Annotated in this window: 13 protein-coding genes; 2 read left to right on the top strand and 11 right to left on the bottom strand. The window is 69.3% G+C overall.

Annotated elements, in window-relative coordinates:
• Positions 1-94 precede the first annotated feature (94 nt).
• Positions 95-883, top strand: a complete 789-nt coding sequence (locus AB0J16_RS18470; RefSeq protein WP_358540540.1) for a MerR family transcriptional regulator — start codon at positions 95-97, stop codon at positions 881-883.
• Positions 883-1,728 carry a hypothetical protein gene (locus tag AB0J16_RS18465; protein ID WP_358541390.1) on the top strand — a complete coding sequence of 282 codons (846 nt, stop codon included), beginning with the start codon at positions 883-885 and terminating at the stop codon, positions 1,726-1,728. Before AB0J16_RS18470 ends, AB0J16_RS18465 begins: the two co-directional genes overlap by 1 nt.
• 145 nt (positions 1,729-1,873) lie before the next feature.
• On the opposite strand, the gene AB0J16_RS18460 is transcribed toward AB0J16_RS18465, so the two are convergent.
• The 11 genes from AB0J16_RS18460 to AB0J16_RS18410 form a co-directional block, all read right to left on the bottom strand.
• Complete coding sequence (locus AB0J16_RS18460; protein ID WP_358540538.1) at positions 1,874-3,823, bottom strand: DEAD/DEAH box helicase; 1,950 nt, start codon at positions 3,821-3,823, stop codon at positions 1,874-1,876.
• A gap of 315 nt (positions 3,824-4,138) precedes the next feature.
• Entirely contained in the window at positions 4,139-4,498 is a 360-nt protein-coding gene (locus AB0J16_RS18455; protein WP_357656615.1) for a metal-sulfur cluster assembly factor, read from the bottom strand.
• A complete protein-coding gene (gene sufU, locus AB0J16_RS18450) occupies positions 4,495-4,935 on the bottom strand; it encodes a Fe-S cluster assembly sulfur transfer protein SufU (protein WP_225291366.1) in 441 nt (146 codons plus the stop codon). Before sufU ends, AB0J16_RS18455 begins: the two co-directional genes overlap by 4 nt.
• A 2-nt stretch (positions 4,936-4,937) precedes the next feature.
• Positions 4,938-6,200, bottom strand: a complete 1,263-nt coding sequence (locus tag AB0J16_RS18445; protein ID WP_358540536.1) for a cysteine desulfurase — start codon at positions 6,198-6,200, stop codon at positions 4,938-4,940.
• Positions 6,197-6,943 carry a Fe-S cluster assembly ATPase SufC gene (sufC, locus tag AB0J16_RS18440; protein ID WP_358540534.1) on the bottom strand — a complete coding sequence of 249 codons (747 nt, stop codon included), beginning with the start codon at positions 6,941-6,943 and terminating at the stop codon, positions 6,197-6,199. The genes AB0J16_RS18445 and sufC overlap by 4 nt, the downstream gene beginning before the upstream one ends.
• 4 nt (positions 6,944-6,947) lie before the next feature.
• Complete coding sequence (locus AB0J16_RS18435) at positions 6,948-7,265, bottom strand: non-heme iron oxygenase ferredoxin subunit (protein WP_358540532.1); 318 nt, start codon at positions 7,263-7,265, stop codon at positions 6,948-6,950.
• Positions 7,262-8,386 (bottom strand): Fe-S cluster assembly protein SufD, encoded by a 1,125-nt coding sequence (sufD, locus tag AB0J16_RS18430; RefSeq protein WP_357958451.1) that lies wholly within the window; start codon positions 8,384-8,386, stop codon positions 7,262-7,264. The genes AB0J16_RS18435 and sufD overlap by 4 nt, the downstream gene beginning before the upstream one ends.
• Positions 8,386-9,798 carry a Fe-S cluster assembly protein SufB gene (gene sufB, locus AB0J16_RS18425; RefSeq protein WP_357958449.1) on the bottom strand — a complete coding sequence of 471 codons (1,413 nt, stop codon included), beginning with the start codon at positions 9,796-9,798 and terminating at the stop codon, positions 8,386-8,388. The genes sufD and sufB overlap by 1 nt, the downstream gene beginning before the upstream one ends.
• Entirely contained in the window at positions 9,795-10,508 is a 714-nt protein-coding gene (locus AB0J16_RS18420; RefSeq protein WP_225291448.1) for a metalloregulator ArsR/SmtB family transcription factor, read from the bottom strand. The genes sufB and AB0J16_RS18420 overlap by 4 nt, the downstream gene beginning before the upstream one ends.
• Positions 10,509-10,599: 91 nt before the next feature.
• Positions 10,600-11,820 carry a multidrug effflux MFS transporter gene (locus AB0J16_RS18415; RefSeq protein ID WP_358540530.1) on the bottom strand — a complete coding sequence of 407 codons (1,221 nt, stop codon included), beginning with the start codon at positions 11,818-11,820 and terminating at the stop codon, positions 10,600-10,602.
• Positions 11,821-11,912: 92 nt separating this feature from the next.
• Positions 11,913-12,689 (bottom strand): VOC family protein, encoded by a 777-nt coding sequence (locus tag AB0J16_RS18410; RefSeq protein WP_358540528.1) that lies wholly within the window; start codon positions 12,687-12,689, stop codon positions 11,913-11,915.
• Positions 12,690-12,785: the final 96 nt, after the last annotated feature.

The following is a 12,785-nucleotide window of genomic DNA, read 5'->3' as shown; positions in this document are numbered from 1 at the left end:
CCCCCCGAAGGGGATTTCCCCCTTAAAGGACCCCAGCCACGACGGACCGTGACCGCTTGACCTTGTCGTAGCGTCAACGTGTCCAATAGGGCCCATGAGGATCGGCGAGCTTGCCGCGCTGGCCGGGGTGTCCACCCGGACCGTGCGCCACTACCACCACCTGAACCTTCTCCCCGAGCCCGAACGGCTGGCCAACGGCTACCGAGAGTACCGACTGCGAGACGCCGTGGCCCTCACCCGCGTACGCAGGCTGGCCGAGCTGGGCATGTCCCTGGACGAGATCCGCGACGTCCTGGCCGACGACCAGGGCCGGGAGCTGCGGGAAGTGCTCCTGGAGCTGGACGCCGACCTGGCCCGGCAGCAGGAGACGATCGGCCTCAGACGGAACCGGCTGGCCGCGCTCCTGGCGGAGACGAACCTGCATCCCGACTCGACGGTGTCGCCGGAAATGGCGACGGTGCTGCGCGATCTCTCCGTCGAGGGCTCGAAGTTCGCCGAAATGGACCGGGAGCTGCTGGCGCTGATGGACACCGTGGCCGACCCCGCCGACCGGGCCGAGTTCATCGATCTGTTCCGCCCGCTCACCGAGCCCGAGGCGCTCGCGCGGGGACACGCCCTCTACGCGCGGCTGGACGAGATCGCCGACGCCGACCCCGGCGACCCCCGCGTCACCACGCTCGCCGCCGACCTCGCCGCGCACCTTCCCGACGAGATGGCGACGGCGATGCTCGCGAACCTGGACGCGGCTCCCGACCACCTGCGCCCGCCCACCCCCGGGGACGCGGATGGCGGGCAGTGGCTGACGACGATGTACGGCGAGCTGCCCGCCGCCCAGGCCGAGGTGTTCCGGCTGGTCATGGTCATGCTGAAGGAGCGAGCGTGATGGTGCGGATCGCGCGCGCCGTGCTGTTCGCCATGGTGCCCATGGAGCTGCTGCTCGCGGTCCTGCTCGTGTCCGGCGTGTCGCTGCCCGGCCCGCTGGTCGCGGCGGCCGAGGCGGCCGTCGTCGCCGTGCTCGTCCTGGAGGCGGCGACCCTGTACCGGCTGTTCGGAGCCGAGCGCCGAGGCGGCGCGGACCGGCGGACGGCGTTACGGGCGGCCTATGGGCGGCTGGTCCCCGACCAGGTGCGGCGGATCATGGGGTTCGACGTGAAGGGCATGGTCAGCCTCGTCCTGTGGGTCGCGCGGCGTCGCCACGGCGTGCCGTACGGCGCCACCGCCCTCTCCTACTCCCGCGCGCAGACCACCACGATGATGATCTTCCTGTTCGCGATGGTCGTGGAGCTGATCGTCGCGGAGATCCTGCTGCGGGCGTTCGGCGCGCCGGTCGGCCTGCGCACCGTGTTCCTCGTGGCCGACGCCTATACGGTCCTGATCGTGCTCGCGGCCATCGCGGCCTGCGTCACCCGGCCCCACGTCGTCTCCGCCGACGAGGTACGCATCCGCTACGGCGCGTTCTTCGACCTGCGCGTCCCCCGCGAGCGGATCGCCCAGGTACGCCAGGTCCGCGACTTCAACGAGAACGGCACGATCAAGGTGGAGGGCGACCGCCTGGTCGTGGCGGTGGCCTCCCAGACCAACCTGATCCTCGAACTGACCGAACCGATCATCGCCGTCCGTCCCCTCGGCCGCCGCGCCGAGGCCAGGGTGATCCGCTTCTTCGCCGACGATCCAGGAGCCGCGATCCACGCGCTGCGATCCCGCCGGGAACACGCGCCCGAATCCTGAGACCAATCAGCAGGAAACGGGCCCCGCCGTACCCCCGATGCAAGAAAACGGCGCTGCCCGCCGTAGCCCCGATGAAGGGGTACGGCGGGCAGCGCCGTGCGTTGATCAGCGTCGGCCACCGGCGCTCACCGGTGGTCCGCCGGGGTCAGCGGTCGAAGCGGCGGCCGGTGCCGCTGCGGAAACCGCCCTGACGGTCATCGGAGCGGTAGCCGCCCTGACGGTCGTTGGAACGGTAGCCGCCACCCTGACGGTCGTCGGTGCGGGCGGGACGGTCGCGGTCGGCCGAGAACGGGCGGCCACGGTCGCCACCGGGGGCGCGGGTGCCTCGGTCGTCCGTGCGGTAGCCGCCGCCACGCGGGCCGCGGTCGTCGGAACGGAAGCCACCCTGACGGTCGTCCGAGCGGTAGCCGCCCTGACGGTCGTTGGAACGGTAGCCGCCACTCTGACGGTCGTCCGAGCGCGGTCCGCTCTGACGGTCGTCGGAGCGGTAGCCGCCGCGCGGGGCGTCCGAGCGGGCCGGGCGGTCGTCGCCGCGGTAGCCGCCGCCACGCGGGCCACGGTCACCGCCACGGTAGCCGCCGCCCTGGCCGCGGTCGCCGCCCCGGTCGTCACCGGAGGTGCGGGGCTCCTGCGAGCCGCCCTCGGCGTGCCGGCGCGGGTAGCGGTCGTCACCGTCGTGACGACGGGGGCGCCGGTCGTCGCCCGCGACGAAGGGGCGCTGGCCGTCGTCGTGACGACGGGGTCGGCGCTCGCCGTCGAACTCGCGGCGCGGACGGCGTCCACGCCGGTCGGAGCCACTGTGGCCGCCTTCGCGGCGGGGACGCAGCGGCTTGCGGACGTCGGGCTCCCAGACGGGGATGGGCTCGCCACTCGGGACGCGGGCGCCCGTCACCTCGGCCAGACGGGGGTGGCCCGGCTCGGCCTTGAGGCGGAACGGGTGGATCCCGGCCCGGCGGGTGAGCTGGTCGGTCGACCGGCGCTCGCTCGGCAGCACCAGGGTGACCACGGTGCCCTTCTCGCCGGCGCGGGCGGTGCGGCCGCCGCGGTGCAGGTAGCTCTTGTGATCCTGCGGCGGGTCGACGTGCAGCACGAGGCTGATGTTGTCGACGTGGATGCCGCGCGCCGCGACGTCGGTGCAGACGAGCACGTTGACAGAGCCCTCACGGAACTCGGCCAGGATGCGGGTGCGCTGGTTCTGGCGCTTGCCGCCGTGCAGGCCGCCCGACTTGATGCCGACGCGGGCCAGCTGCTTGCAGAGCCGGTCGACGCCGTGCTGGGTGCGGACGAAGATGATCGTACGGCCCTCGCGGTTGGCGATCTCCGCGGTGACGTCGAACTTGTCGTCGCGCGTCACCTGGATCACGTGGTGCTCCATGAGCTCGACCGGGGAGGTCGCGGGAGCCACCGAGTGGGTGATCGGGTCCTTGAGGAAGCGCCGCACCAGCTTGTCGACGTCGCCGTCGAGCGTGGCCGAGAACAGCAGCCGCTGACCGTCGGCCGGAGTCTGCGCGAGCAGCTCGGTGACGACGGGGAAGAAGCCCAGGTCGCACATGTGGTCGGCCTCGTCGAGGACGCTGACCTCGATGTCGCCCAGCGAGCACTCGCCCTGGCGGATGAGGTCGCCCAGGCGGCCGGGGGTGGCGATGACGACGTCGACGCCGCGGCGCAGCGCCTCGATCTGCTTGCCCATCGACATGCCGCCGACGATGACCTTCATCCGCAGGCCGAGGCCCCGGCCGAGCGGCTCAAGGGCGTCGTGCACCTGGAGCGCGAGCTCACGGGTGGGGACGAGGATCATCGCGCGGGGGCGGCCCGGGGTGGGCCGGACGCCGGAGATGCGGGCCATGAGGGGCAGGCCGAAGGCGAGGGTCTTGCCGGAGCCGGTCTGGCCGCGGCCGAGCACGTTGGCGCCGGTGAGGACGTCGGGGATGGTCGCGCTCTGGATGGGGAACGGGCTGGCAATGCCCTGCTTGGCCAGCCCGGTGACGAGCGGCTTGGGCAGGCCGAGCTCCTCGAACCCGGGACCCGCCTCGGGGGTGCTCTCGTCGAGCTCGGGCAGGACCTCGTTGAACTCGGGCAGGACAGCGTCAAGCATGGTCACGAACTTCGTGCCTTTCAGTCGAAGTGGCGCGTCACTTCTGCGAAAAGGACGAGCCGGGACGTACGGCGGTGCCGTACTTCATTGCGAGGCGCAGGTGGTCGGCACCTGCTGGGTGGGGACTGGCCCGGAGGACAGGCCGTCTACGCGCACCCATTTGCCGGCCGCAGGCGGCGTTGAAACGCACATTGGTGCGCTAGGTGCACGTGTTGCCAACACGGGGAAGACACCATGTATTCCCCGACTTGTCTGAATTTCAGACTTTGGCAGGCTGAAGCGGCTGACACCGAGATGCCAGCCGTACAGCAACGATCAGACGTTGAAGCCTAGCATACGAAGCTGCTCGCGCCCTTCGTCAGTGATCTTGTCCGGTCCCCACGGCGGGAGCCAGACCCAATTGATCTTAACATCGGAAACCATGCCCTCGAGCGCGGAATGCGCCTGATCCTCGATGACATCGGTCAGCGGGCAGGCCGCGCTGGTCAGCGTCATGTCGATGGTGGCCACGGGCTGGCCGCCCTCGGCGGGGTCGAGATTGAGCCCGTAGATCAGGCCCAGGTCGACGACGTTGATGCCGAGCTCGGGGTCGACGACGTCCTTGAGCGCCTCCATGACCTCGTCGACGGTGGCCTCACCGTCGAACCCGGTCGGTGTCTCCACCGGCTTGCTCATCGGGCAGCACTCCTCACTACAGCGTCCTTGTAGGCCATCCACGACAGCAGCGCGCACTTCACGCGCGCGGGGAACTTGGCCACGCCCGCGAACGCCACCGCGTCGCCGAGCACGTCCTCGTCGGCCTCCACCTTGCCCCTGCCCTGCATGAGGCGGGTGAACTCGTCGACCACGGACAGCGTCTCCTCGACCGTCGAGCCGGTGGTCAGCTCGTGCAGCACAGAGGCGGCGGCCTGGCTGATCGAACAGCCCTGCCCATCGTAGGAGACGTCCTCGATCTTGCCGGCGTCGCCCAGCTTGACCCGGAGCGTGATCTCGTCGCCGCAGGTGGGGTTCACGTGGTGAACCTCGGCGTCGTAGGGATCACGCAGCCCCCGCCCCTGCGGGTGCTTGTAGTGTTCCAGGATCAGTTCCTGGTACATCGACTCGCCGATCATGGCTATGCGAACACCTTCTGAACGTGATGGAGGCCGCGGACCAAGGCGTCGATCTCGTCCGTGGTGTTGTACAGATAGAACGACGCCCTGGTGGTCGCCGGTATTCCGAAGCGCAGGTGGAGCGGTCGCGCGCAGTGGTGGCCGACCCGCACCGCGATGCCGAACTCGTCGTCGAGCAGCTGCCCGACGTCATGCGGGTGGATGCCCTCAAGGGTGAACGACAGGGTGGCGCCCCGCTGGTCGAGCGAGTCGGGCCCGATCAGGCGCAGCGTGGGGACCTGGCGCAGCGCGTCGAGCGCGTAGGCCGTCAGGCCGCGCTCGTGCGCCTCGATGGCCTCCATGCCGACACCGGTCAGGTAGTCGACGGCCGCGCCGAGGCCGATGGCCTCGACGATCGGCGGCGTGCCCGCCTCGAACTTGTGCGGAACCGGCGCGTACGTCGAGTGGTCCATCCAGACGGCCTCGATCATCTCGCCGCCGCCCATGAACGGGGGCATGGCCTCGAGCAGTTCGGCCCGGCCCCAGAGGACACCGATGCCCGAGGGGCCGACCATCTTGTGGCCGGTGAAGGCCACGAAGTCGGCGCCCAGCGCGACCATGTCGACGGCGTGGTGCGGGACCGACTGGGAGGCGTCGAGCATCACCAGCGCGCCCACCTCGCGGGCCCGGCGCAGCACGTCGGCGACGGGGTTGATGGTGCCGAGCACGTTGGACTGGTGCGCGATCGACACGATCTTCGTGCGCTCGGTGATCAGTCCTGAAATATCCGAAATATCGAGGCGGCCGTCGTCCGTGACGCCGAACCACTTCAGGGTCGCCCCCGTACGCTGCACCAGGAACTGCCACGGCACGATGTTGGAGTGGTGCTCCATCTCGGAGATCACCACCTCGTCGCCGGGGCCGAGAGTGAAGCGGGGGTCGGTGTTGCCCGGGTTGCCGAAGGAGTAGGCGACCAGGTTGAGCGCCTCGGAGGCGTTCTTGGTGAAGATCACCTCGTCGCGCGACGGGGCGCCGATGAAACCGGCCACCTTGTCGCGCGCGCTCTCGAAGGCCTCGGTCGACTCCGCGCCGAGCGCGTGCATGGCCCGCCCGACGTTGCTGTAGTGCATCGCCAGGTGCTCACGGACGGTCTCGACGACCGCGGTGGGCTTCTGTGAGGAGTTGCCCGAGTCGAGGTAGACGAGCGGACGCCCGCCGGGCAGCTCGCGGGAGAGAACCGGGAAGTCCTTCCTGATCCTCTCCACGTCCAAGCTGGTGGAAGTCATGCAAGCGCCTTCGTGTACTGCTCGTAGCCTTCGGCCTCGAGCTTGTCGGCCAGCTCCGGCCCGCCCTCCTCCACGATCTTGCCGCCGGCGAAGACGTGGACGAAGTCGGGCTTCACGTACCGCAGGATGCGGGTGTAGTGCGTGATCAACAGGACGCCCGTGTCGCCCGCGGCGCGGAAGCGGTTGATGCCCTCCGACACCACGCGCAGCGCGTCGACGTCGAGGCCGGAGTCGGTCTCGTCGAGCACCGCGATCTTCGGCTGGAGCAGCTCCAGCTGGAGGATCTCGTGGCGCTTCTTCTCGCCGCCGGAGAAGCCCTCGTTGAGGTTACGCTGGGCGAACTCGGCGTCGATGGCCAGCGCGTCCATGCCGGTCTTGAGGTCCTTGGCGAACTGGCGCAGCTTGGGCGCCTCGCCGCGGACCGCGGTGACCGCGGAGCGCAGGAAGTTGGAGACCGACACGCCGGGCACCTCGACCGGGTACTGCATGGCGAGGAACAGGCCGGCGCGGGCCCGCTCGTCGACGGTCAGCTCCAGCAGGTCGACGCCGTCGAGCAGCACCTGGCCGCCGGTGATGGTGTATTTCGGGTGACCGGCGATGGCGTAGGCGAGCGTGGACTTGCCCGAGCCGTTCGGCCCCATGATGGCGTGGGTCTTGCCCGACTGCACGGTGAGGTTGACGCCGCGCAGGATTTCCTTGTCCTCGACGGCGACCTTCAGGTCACGGATCTCAAGGGTGGACATGTGTTTATGACTCCTTCGAGAGCGAGACGAGGACGTCGTCGCCGTCGATCTGGACTGTGTAGACGTTCACGGGTCTGGTGGCGGGCGGGCCGGTGGGCTTGCCCGAGCGGATGTCGAAGCACGAGCCGTGCAGCCAGCACTCGAGCGTGCCGTCGTAGACCTCTCCCTCGCTGAGCTTCACCTCGGCGTGGGAGCAGACGTCGTGCAGGGCGAACACCTCGCCGCCCTTGCGGACGAGCGCGACCGGGGTCTCCCCGACCTCGAGGCCGAGTACGCCCCCGTCGGGGATGTCCTCGACCTTGCACACCTTCTCAAAAGTCATCGGGCGAGCTCCGCCTCCACCGCGTTCATGACGCGGTCACGGATCTCCGCCACCTGGATCTTCTCGATGAGCTGGCCGAGGAAGCCCCGGATGACCAGGCGACGGGCCTCGTCGAAGGGGATGCCGCGGGCCTGCAGGTAGAAGATGTGCTCGTCGTCGAGGCGCCCGGAGGCGCTGGCGTGGCCGGCGCCGGCCACCTCGCCGGTGAGGATCTCCAGGTTGGGCACCGAGTCGGCGCGGGCGCCGTCGGTGAGGATCAGGTTGCGGTTGAGCTCGTAGGTGTCGGTGCCCTCGGCCTCGACCCTGATGATCACGTCGCCGATCCACACGGCGTGCGCGTCCTCACCCTGCAGGGCGCCGCGGTAGTCGACGTTGCTCTTGCAGTGGGGCTGCGAGTGGTCGACCAGGAGGCGGTGCTCCAGGTGCTGGCCCGCGTCGACGAAGTAGACGCCGGACAGGTCGGCGTCGCCGCCGGGGCCGGTGTAGGACACGCTCGGCGACAGGCGCACCAGGTCGCCGCCCAGGGTCACCGCGAAGCCCCTGAAGGTGGCGTCCTTGGCGAGCTGGGCGTGGTGGTGGGAGACGTGTACGGCGTCGTCGTCCCAGTCCTGCAGGCTGACGACCTTGAGCGTGGCGCCGTCGCCGACGACGAACTCGATGTTGTCGGCGTAGACCGCGCTGCCCTGGTGCTCGATGACGACCACGGCCTCGGCCAGCGGCTCGACCACGACCACGATGTGGCCGTAGGTGGCCCCGTCGTTGCCGCCGCCGCGCACCTCGATGCGGATGTGCTCGGCGGGCACGGCCTCCTTGGGCACGGTCACGACCAGCGCCTTCTCGAAGGCGTTGTAGGCCTGCGCGCTGACGCGGTCGGCCGGCACGTACGCCTTGCCGATGCGCGCGTCCTCACGCCCGACCCACTCGGCGGTGACGCCCGCCGGGGTGTAGGCCTGGGTGAGCACCCGGCCGGTGATCTCCGCCTTGCCGCTGTGCAGGCCCTTCAGGCGCGACAGCGGCGTGAAGCGCCACGCCTCTTCGCGCCCGGTCGGGACCTCGAAGTCGTCCAGGTCGTAGGACGCCTTCTCGTGCAGGGTCGACAAGGGCTTCTCGGTCAGGCCCATCAGCCGACGGCTCCTTCCATCTGCAGCTCGATGAGGCGGTTGAGCTCAAGGGCGTACTCCATGGGGAGCTCGCGGGCGATCGGCTCGACGAAGCCGCGCACGATCATCGCCATCGCCTCGTCCTCGTTGAGACCGCGGCTCATGAGGTAGAACAGCTGGTCCTCGCTCACCTTGGAGACCGTGGCCTCGTGACCCATCGAGACGTCGTCCTCGCGGACGTCGACGTAGGGGTAGGTGTCGGAGCGGCTGATCTGGTCGACCAGGAGCGCGTCGCACTTGACCGTGCTGGCGCTGCCGTGGGCGCCCTCCTCGATCTGCACGAGACCGCGGTAGGAGGTGCGGCCGCCGCCGCGCGCCACCGACTTGGAGATCACGGTGGAGCTGGTGTGCGGAGCCAGGTGCACCATCTTGGACCCGGCGTCCTGGTGCTGGCCCTCGCCCGCGAAGGCGACGCTCAGCGTCTCGCCCTTGGCGTGCTCGCCCATCAGGTAGACGGCCGGGTACTTCATGGTGACCTTGGAGCCGATGTTGCCGTCGATCCACTCCATGGTCGCGCCCTCGTAGGCGACGGCGCGCTTGGTGACCAGGTTGTAGACGTTGTTGGACCAGTTTTGAATGGTCGTGTAACGGCAGCGGGCGTTCTTCTTCACGACGATCTCGACGACCGCGGAGTGCAGCGAGTCGGAGGAGTAGATCGGCGCGGTGCAGCCCTCGACGTAGTGGACGTAGCTGCCCTCGTCGACGATGATCAGGGTCCGCTCGAACTGGCCCATGTTCTCGGTGTTGATCCGGAAGTAGGCCTGCAGCGGGATCTCGACCTCGACGTTCGGCGGCACGTAGATGAACGAGCCACCGGACCACACGGAGCTGTTGAGGGCGGCGAACTTGTTGTCGCCCACCGGGATGACCGAGCCGAAGTATTCCTTGAAGAGCTCCTCGTGCTCCCTCAGGCCCGTGTCGGTGTCGACGAAGATGACGCCCTTCTCCTCGAGGTCCTCACGGATCTTGTGATAGACGACCTCGGATTCGTACTGGGCGGCGACACCGGCGATGAGGCGCTGCTTCTCCGCCTCGGGGATGCCGAGCTTGTCGTAGGTGTTCTTGATGTCGTCGGGCAGCTCGTCCCAGGAAGCGGCCTGCTTCTCGGTCGAGCGCACGAAGTATTTGATGTTGTCGAAGTCGATGCCCGTGAGGTCGGAGCCCCAGGTGGGCAGGGGCTTCTTGCCGAACAGGCGGAGGCCCTTCAGGCGAAGGTCGAGCATCCACTCCGGCTCGTTCTTGAGCGCGGAGATGTTGCGGACGACCTCCTCGGACAGACCGCGCTTGGCAACCGCGCCTGCGGCATCCGAGTCGGACCAGCCGAACTTGTAATTCCCGAGGCCTTCCAGCTCCGGGCGGTCGGTGACAGTCACCTTCCGGTCTCCTTGCTTTTGTCGCTATGGGTGGCCCTGCTCGTCGCAAGACCCAGCGCGTGCGGGCTCACATGTGTGGTGCAGACCCCGTCGCCGTGCGCGATCGTGGCCAGGCGCTGCACGGGGGTGCCGAGCAGCTGCGCGAACGCCTCGGTCTCGGCCTCACACAGCTGCGGGAACTCCGCGGCCACGTGCGCCACCGGGCAGTGGTGCTGGCAGAGCTGGTCACCGCCCAGATTGGCCTTGGTGGCCGAGGCGGCGTATCCATCCGCCGACAGCGCCTGCGCCAGCACTTGTACGCGCTGGTCGGCCGGCACCGTCCGCATGACCGGCTCCAGGCGCCGCAGCAGGCTGGACACCTGCGAACGGGCGAAGTCGGTCACGGCTTCCTCACCCACGCGCTCGGCCAGGAAACGCAGCGCGCTGCCGGCCAGGTCGTCGTAGGCGTGCTCGAAAGCACTGCGCCCCGCGTCGGTGATGGCGAACAGCTTGGCCGGCCGCCCTCTCCCGCGCTGTCCGTGCGGACGCACGGTGCGAGGCTCGATCATCCCGTCGGCCAGCAACGCGTCGAGGTGACGACGGACGGCGGCGGGCGTGAGCCCGAGCCGCTCGCCCAGCGCGGCAGCCGCGACGGGACCGTGCTCAAGGATCAGCCGAGCCACACGGGCGCGGGTGCCGCGCTCGTGTCCGGGCTCGATCGACGTGGGCACGTTTTTCACAACATCAGTGTGCCGTAATTCCTTCCCAGTTCACAAATGGATCCAGGAAGACGGGGAATGGAATTTCTCACGCAGGGTAGGCTTACCTAACTCTGCCGATGACCAGGAACGACACGGCCGAGCAGGCGATGAGCCCCAGCATCACCGACGCCATCGGCACCGCCGTACCCGCTCCCACCAGCCCGACCAGCGGCGCGGCCAGGGCGCCCAGCGCGAACTGGAGCACGCCGAGCAGGGCGGAGGCGCTGCCCGCGATCTGCTGCGGCTGGCTGGCCAGCGCCAGCGCGCCGGTGCCGGGAAGCACCAGGCCCTGGCCGCACATGATGACGAACAGCCCGGCGACGATGCCCGCCAGCCCCATGCCGATCATGGCCGCGGCCAGCAGCAGCGCCGCGCCGGTCAGGCCCACGCACAGGCCGATGGCCACCAGCCGGGCCGGCGGCACCCGCCCCGAGAGCCGCCCGCCGACCTGGGCCATGAGAGTCAGGCCGAGCGCGTTGAGCCCGAAGATGAGCGAATACTGCTGCGGTGTGGCGTGGTAGACCTCCTGCAGCACGAACGGTGAGCCGGAGATGTAGCCGAACATGGCGGCGAAGGCCAGCCCGGCGGTCAGCGCGCCGCCCATGAACGAACGGTCGCGCAGCAGCTGCCAGAAGGTGCGCACGGTGTGACCGAGCCCGCCGCTCTCCCGCTCGTACGCGGGCAGCGTCTCACGCACCCCGCCGAGCACGGCCATGAGCAGCACGATCCCGGCCAGGCTCAGCGCGACGAACACCCCGCGCCAGGAGGTGAAGGCGAGCAGCTGCGCGCCCGCGATCGGGGCCAGGATCGGCGCGAGGCCGCTGACGAGCATGAGGGTGGCGAAGATGCGCGCGATGGCGGCGCCGTCGTAAAGGTCGCGGACGACGGCCCGGACGATGACCAGGGCCGCGCCGCCGAGAATGCCCTGCAGCAGACGGAACACGATGAGCACCGGCACCGAGGGGGCGAAGGCGCACAGCAGCGAGGCGAGGGTGTAGCCGGCCACGCCCACGATCAGCGGCAGCCGGCGGCCGCGTACGTCGCTCACCGGCCCGGCGACCACCTGGCCGACGGAGACGCCGATGAGGCAGGCGGTCAGTGTCAGCTGTACCTGGGCGGGCGTGCTGACCAGCTCGCCGGTGATGGCGGGCAGCGCGGGCAGGTACATGTCGATCGAGAGCGGGCCGATGGCCGAGAGCGCTCCGAGAATGATTAACAGCAGTCCGCGGCGGTTCCCCTTGACGACAGGTGACGTGAGTGGCGTGGCTTGTGCCACGGACATGCGTGAACCCCTCTCCCTCGCAGGCGTGTGGCCCACGAGGGCCGAGGGATGAAACCAAGATCCGGTCTACCTAATTCCCGGTTATGGGATATTTAGCTGACTTCGTGGAGCTGGATCACGGACAGTGCCGCGCCCTGCGGGTCGGTGAGCATGGCGAAGCGCCCGGGAGGCGCGTCCATGGCCCCGACGAGGATCGTGGCGCCCGCGCGCTCGGCGGCGGCGACGGTGGCGTCGAGGTCGTCGACGGCGAAGTACGTCATCCAGTGGGACGGCGTCTGCGGCGGATAGTTCGGCGACAGCTCGATCATGCCGGCGATGCTCGCGTCCCCGAGGTGCCACTCGGTGTACTTGACGCCGTCCATCTCCTGGTGGTGCGGGGTCCAGCCGAAGACGGCCGGGTAGAACCGCTCCGCGCTGGCGACGTCGCGGGTGACGAGCTCGTTCCAGCAGAAGGAGACCGGCTCGTTGACCAGCTCGGCGCCGTTGTGGCGGCCGGCCTGCCAGGCCGACACGAACGACCCGTCGGGCGCCTGGAAGACGGCCATGGTGCCTTCCTCGAACACCTGCATGGGCTCCACGACGACGGTCCCGCCCGCGTTCTTGACCCGGTCGGCGGTGGCGGCGGCGTCTTCTATGGCGATATAGGTGTTCCAGGTCGAGGGCATGCCTTCCCCCATGACGGGGCCCACTCCGGCGACCTTCTCGCCGTCGTAGGTGAACTGGCCGTAGCCCCCGGCCGCCGGGTCGTCGATCATCTCGGCCTGCCAGCCGAAGACGTCGTCGTAGAAGCGGACGGACGCCTCGACGTCGGTGCTCGACAGATCCACCCAGCACGGAACACCGGGCTCATAGCCACTACGCTGTGACATGGAAACCTCCTGTGATGTGGACGTCACTCTCAGACTTTCACTCCTGGTGGGGACTTTCCGGGAAACGACCGGGTCAACGGCTGTCCATATCCGGCC

Origin of the sequence: Nonomuraea sp. NPDC049750, assembly GCF_040659625.1 — a bacterium.
Taxonomy (GTDB): domain Bacteria; phylum Actinomycetota; class Actinomycetes; order Streptosporangiales; family Streptosporangiaceae; genus Nonomuraea.
Note: the sequence above shows the minus strand (reverse complement) of the source record. Positions and strands in the feature narration are given on the sequence as shown.

Coding starts and splice junctions, on each gene's coding strand:
- AB0J16_RS18470 (WP_358540540.1), top strand. CDS start 95: ATGAGGATCGGCGAGCTTGCCGCGCTGGCCGGGGTGTCCACCCGGACC.
- AB0J16_RS18465 (WP_358541390.1), top strand. CDS start 883: ATGGTGCGGATCGCGCGCGCCGTGCTGTTCGCCATGGTGCCCATGGAG.
- AB0J16_RS18460 (WP_358540538.1), bottom strand. CDS start 3,823: ATGCTTGACGCTGTCCTGCCCGAGTTCAACGAGGTCCTGCCCGAGCTC.
- AB0J16_RS18455 (WP_357656615.1), bottom strand. CDS start 4,498: ATGAGCAAGCCGGTGGAGACACCGACCGGGTTCGACGGTGAGGCCACC.
- sufU (WP_225291366.1), bottom strand. CDS start 4,935: ATGATCGGCGAGTCGATGTACCAGGAACTGATCCTGGAACACTACAAG.
- AB0J16_RS18445 (WP_358540536.1), bottom strand. CDS start 6,200: ATGACTTCCACCAGCTTGGACGTGGAGAGGATCAGGAAGGACTTCCCG.
- sufC (WP_358540534.1), bottom strand. CDS start 6,943: ATGTCCACCCTTGAGATCCGTGACCTGAAGGTCGCCGTCGAGGACAAG.
- AB0J16_RS18435 (WP_358540532.1), bottom strand. CDS start 7,265: ATGACTTTTGAGAAGGTGTGCAAGGTCGAGGACATCCCCGACGGGGGC.
- sufD (WP_357958451.1), bottom strand. CDS start 8,386: ATGGGCCTGACCGAGAAGCCCTTGTCGACCCTGCACGAGAAGGCGTCC.
- AB0J16_RS18415 (WP_358540530.1), bottom strand. CDS start 11,820: ATGTCCGTGGCACAAGCCACGCCACTCACGTCACCTGTCGTCAAGGGG.
- AB0J16_RS18410 (WP_358540528.1), bottom strand. CDS start 12,689: ATGTCACAGCGTAGTGGCTATGAGCCCGGTGTTCCGTGCTGGGTGGAT.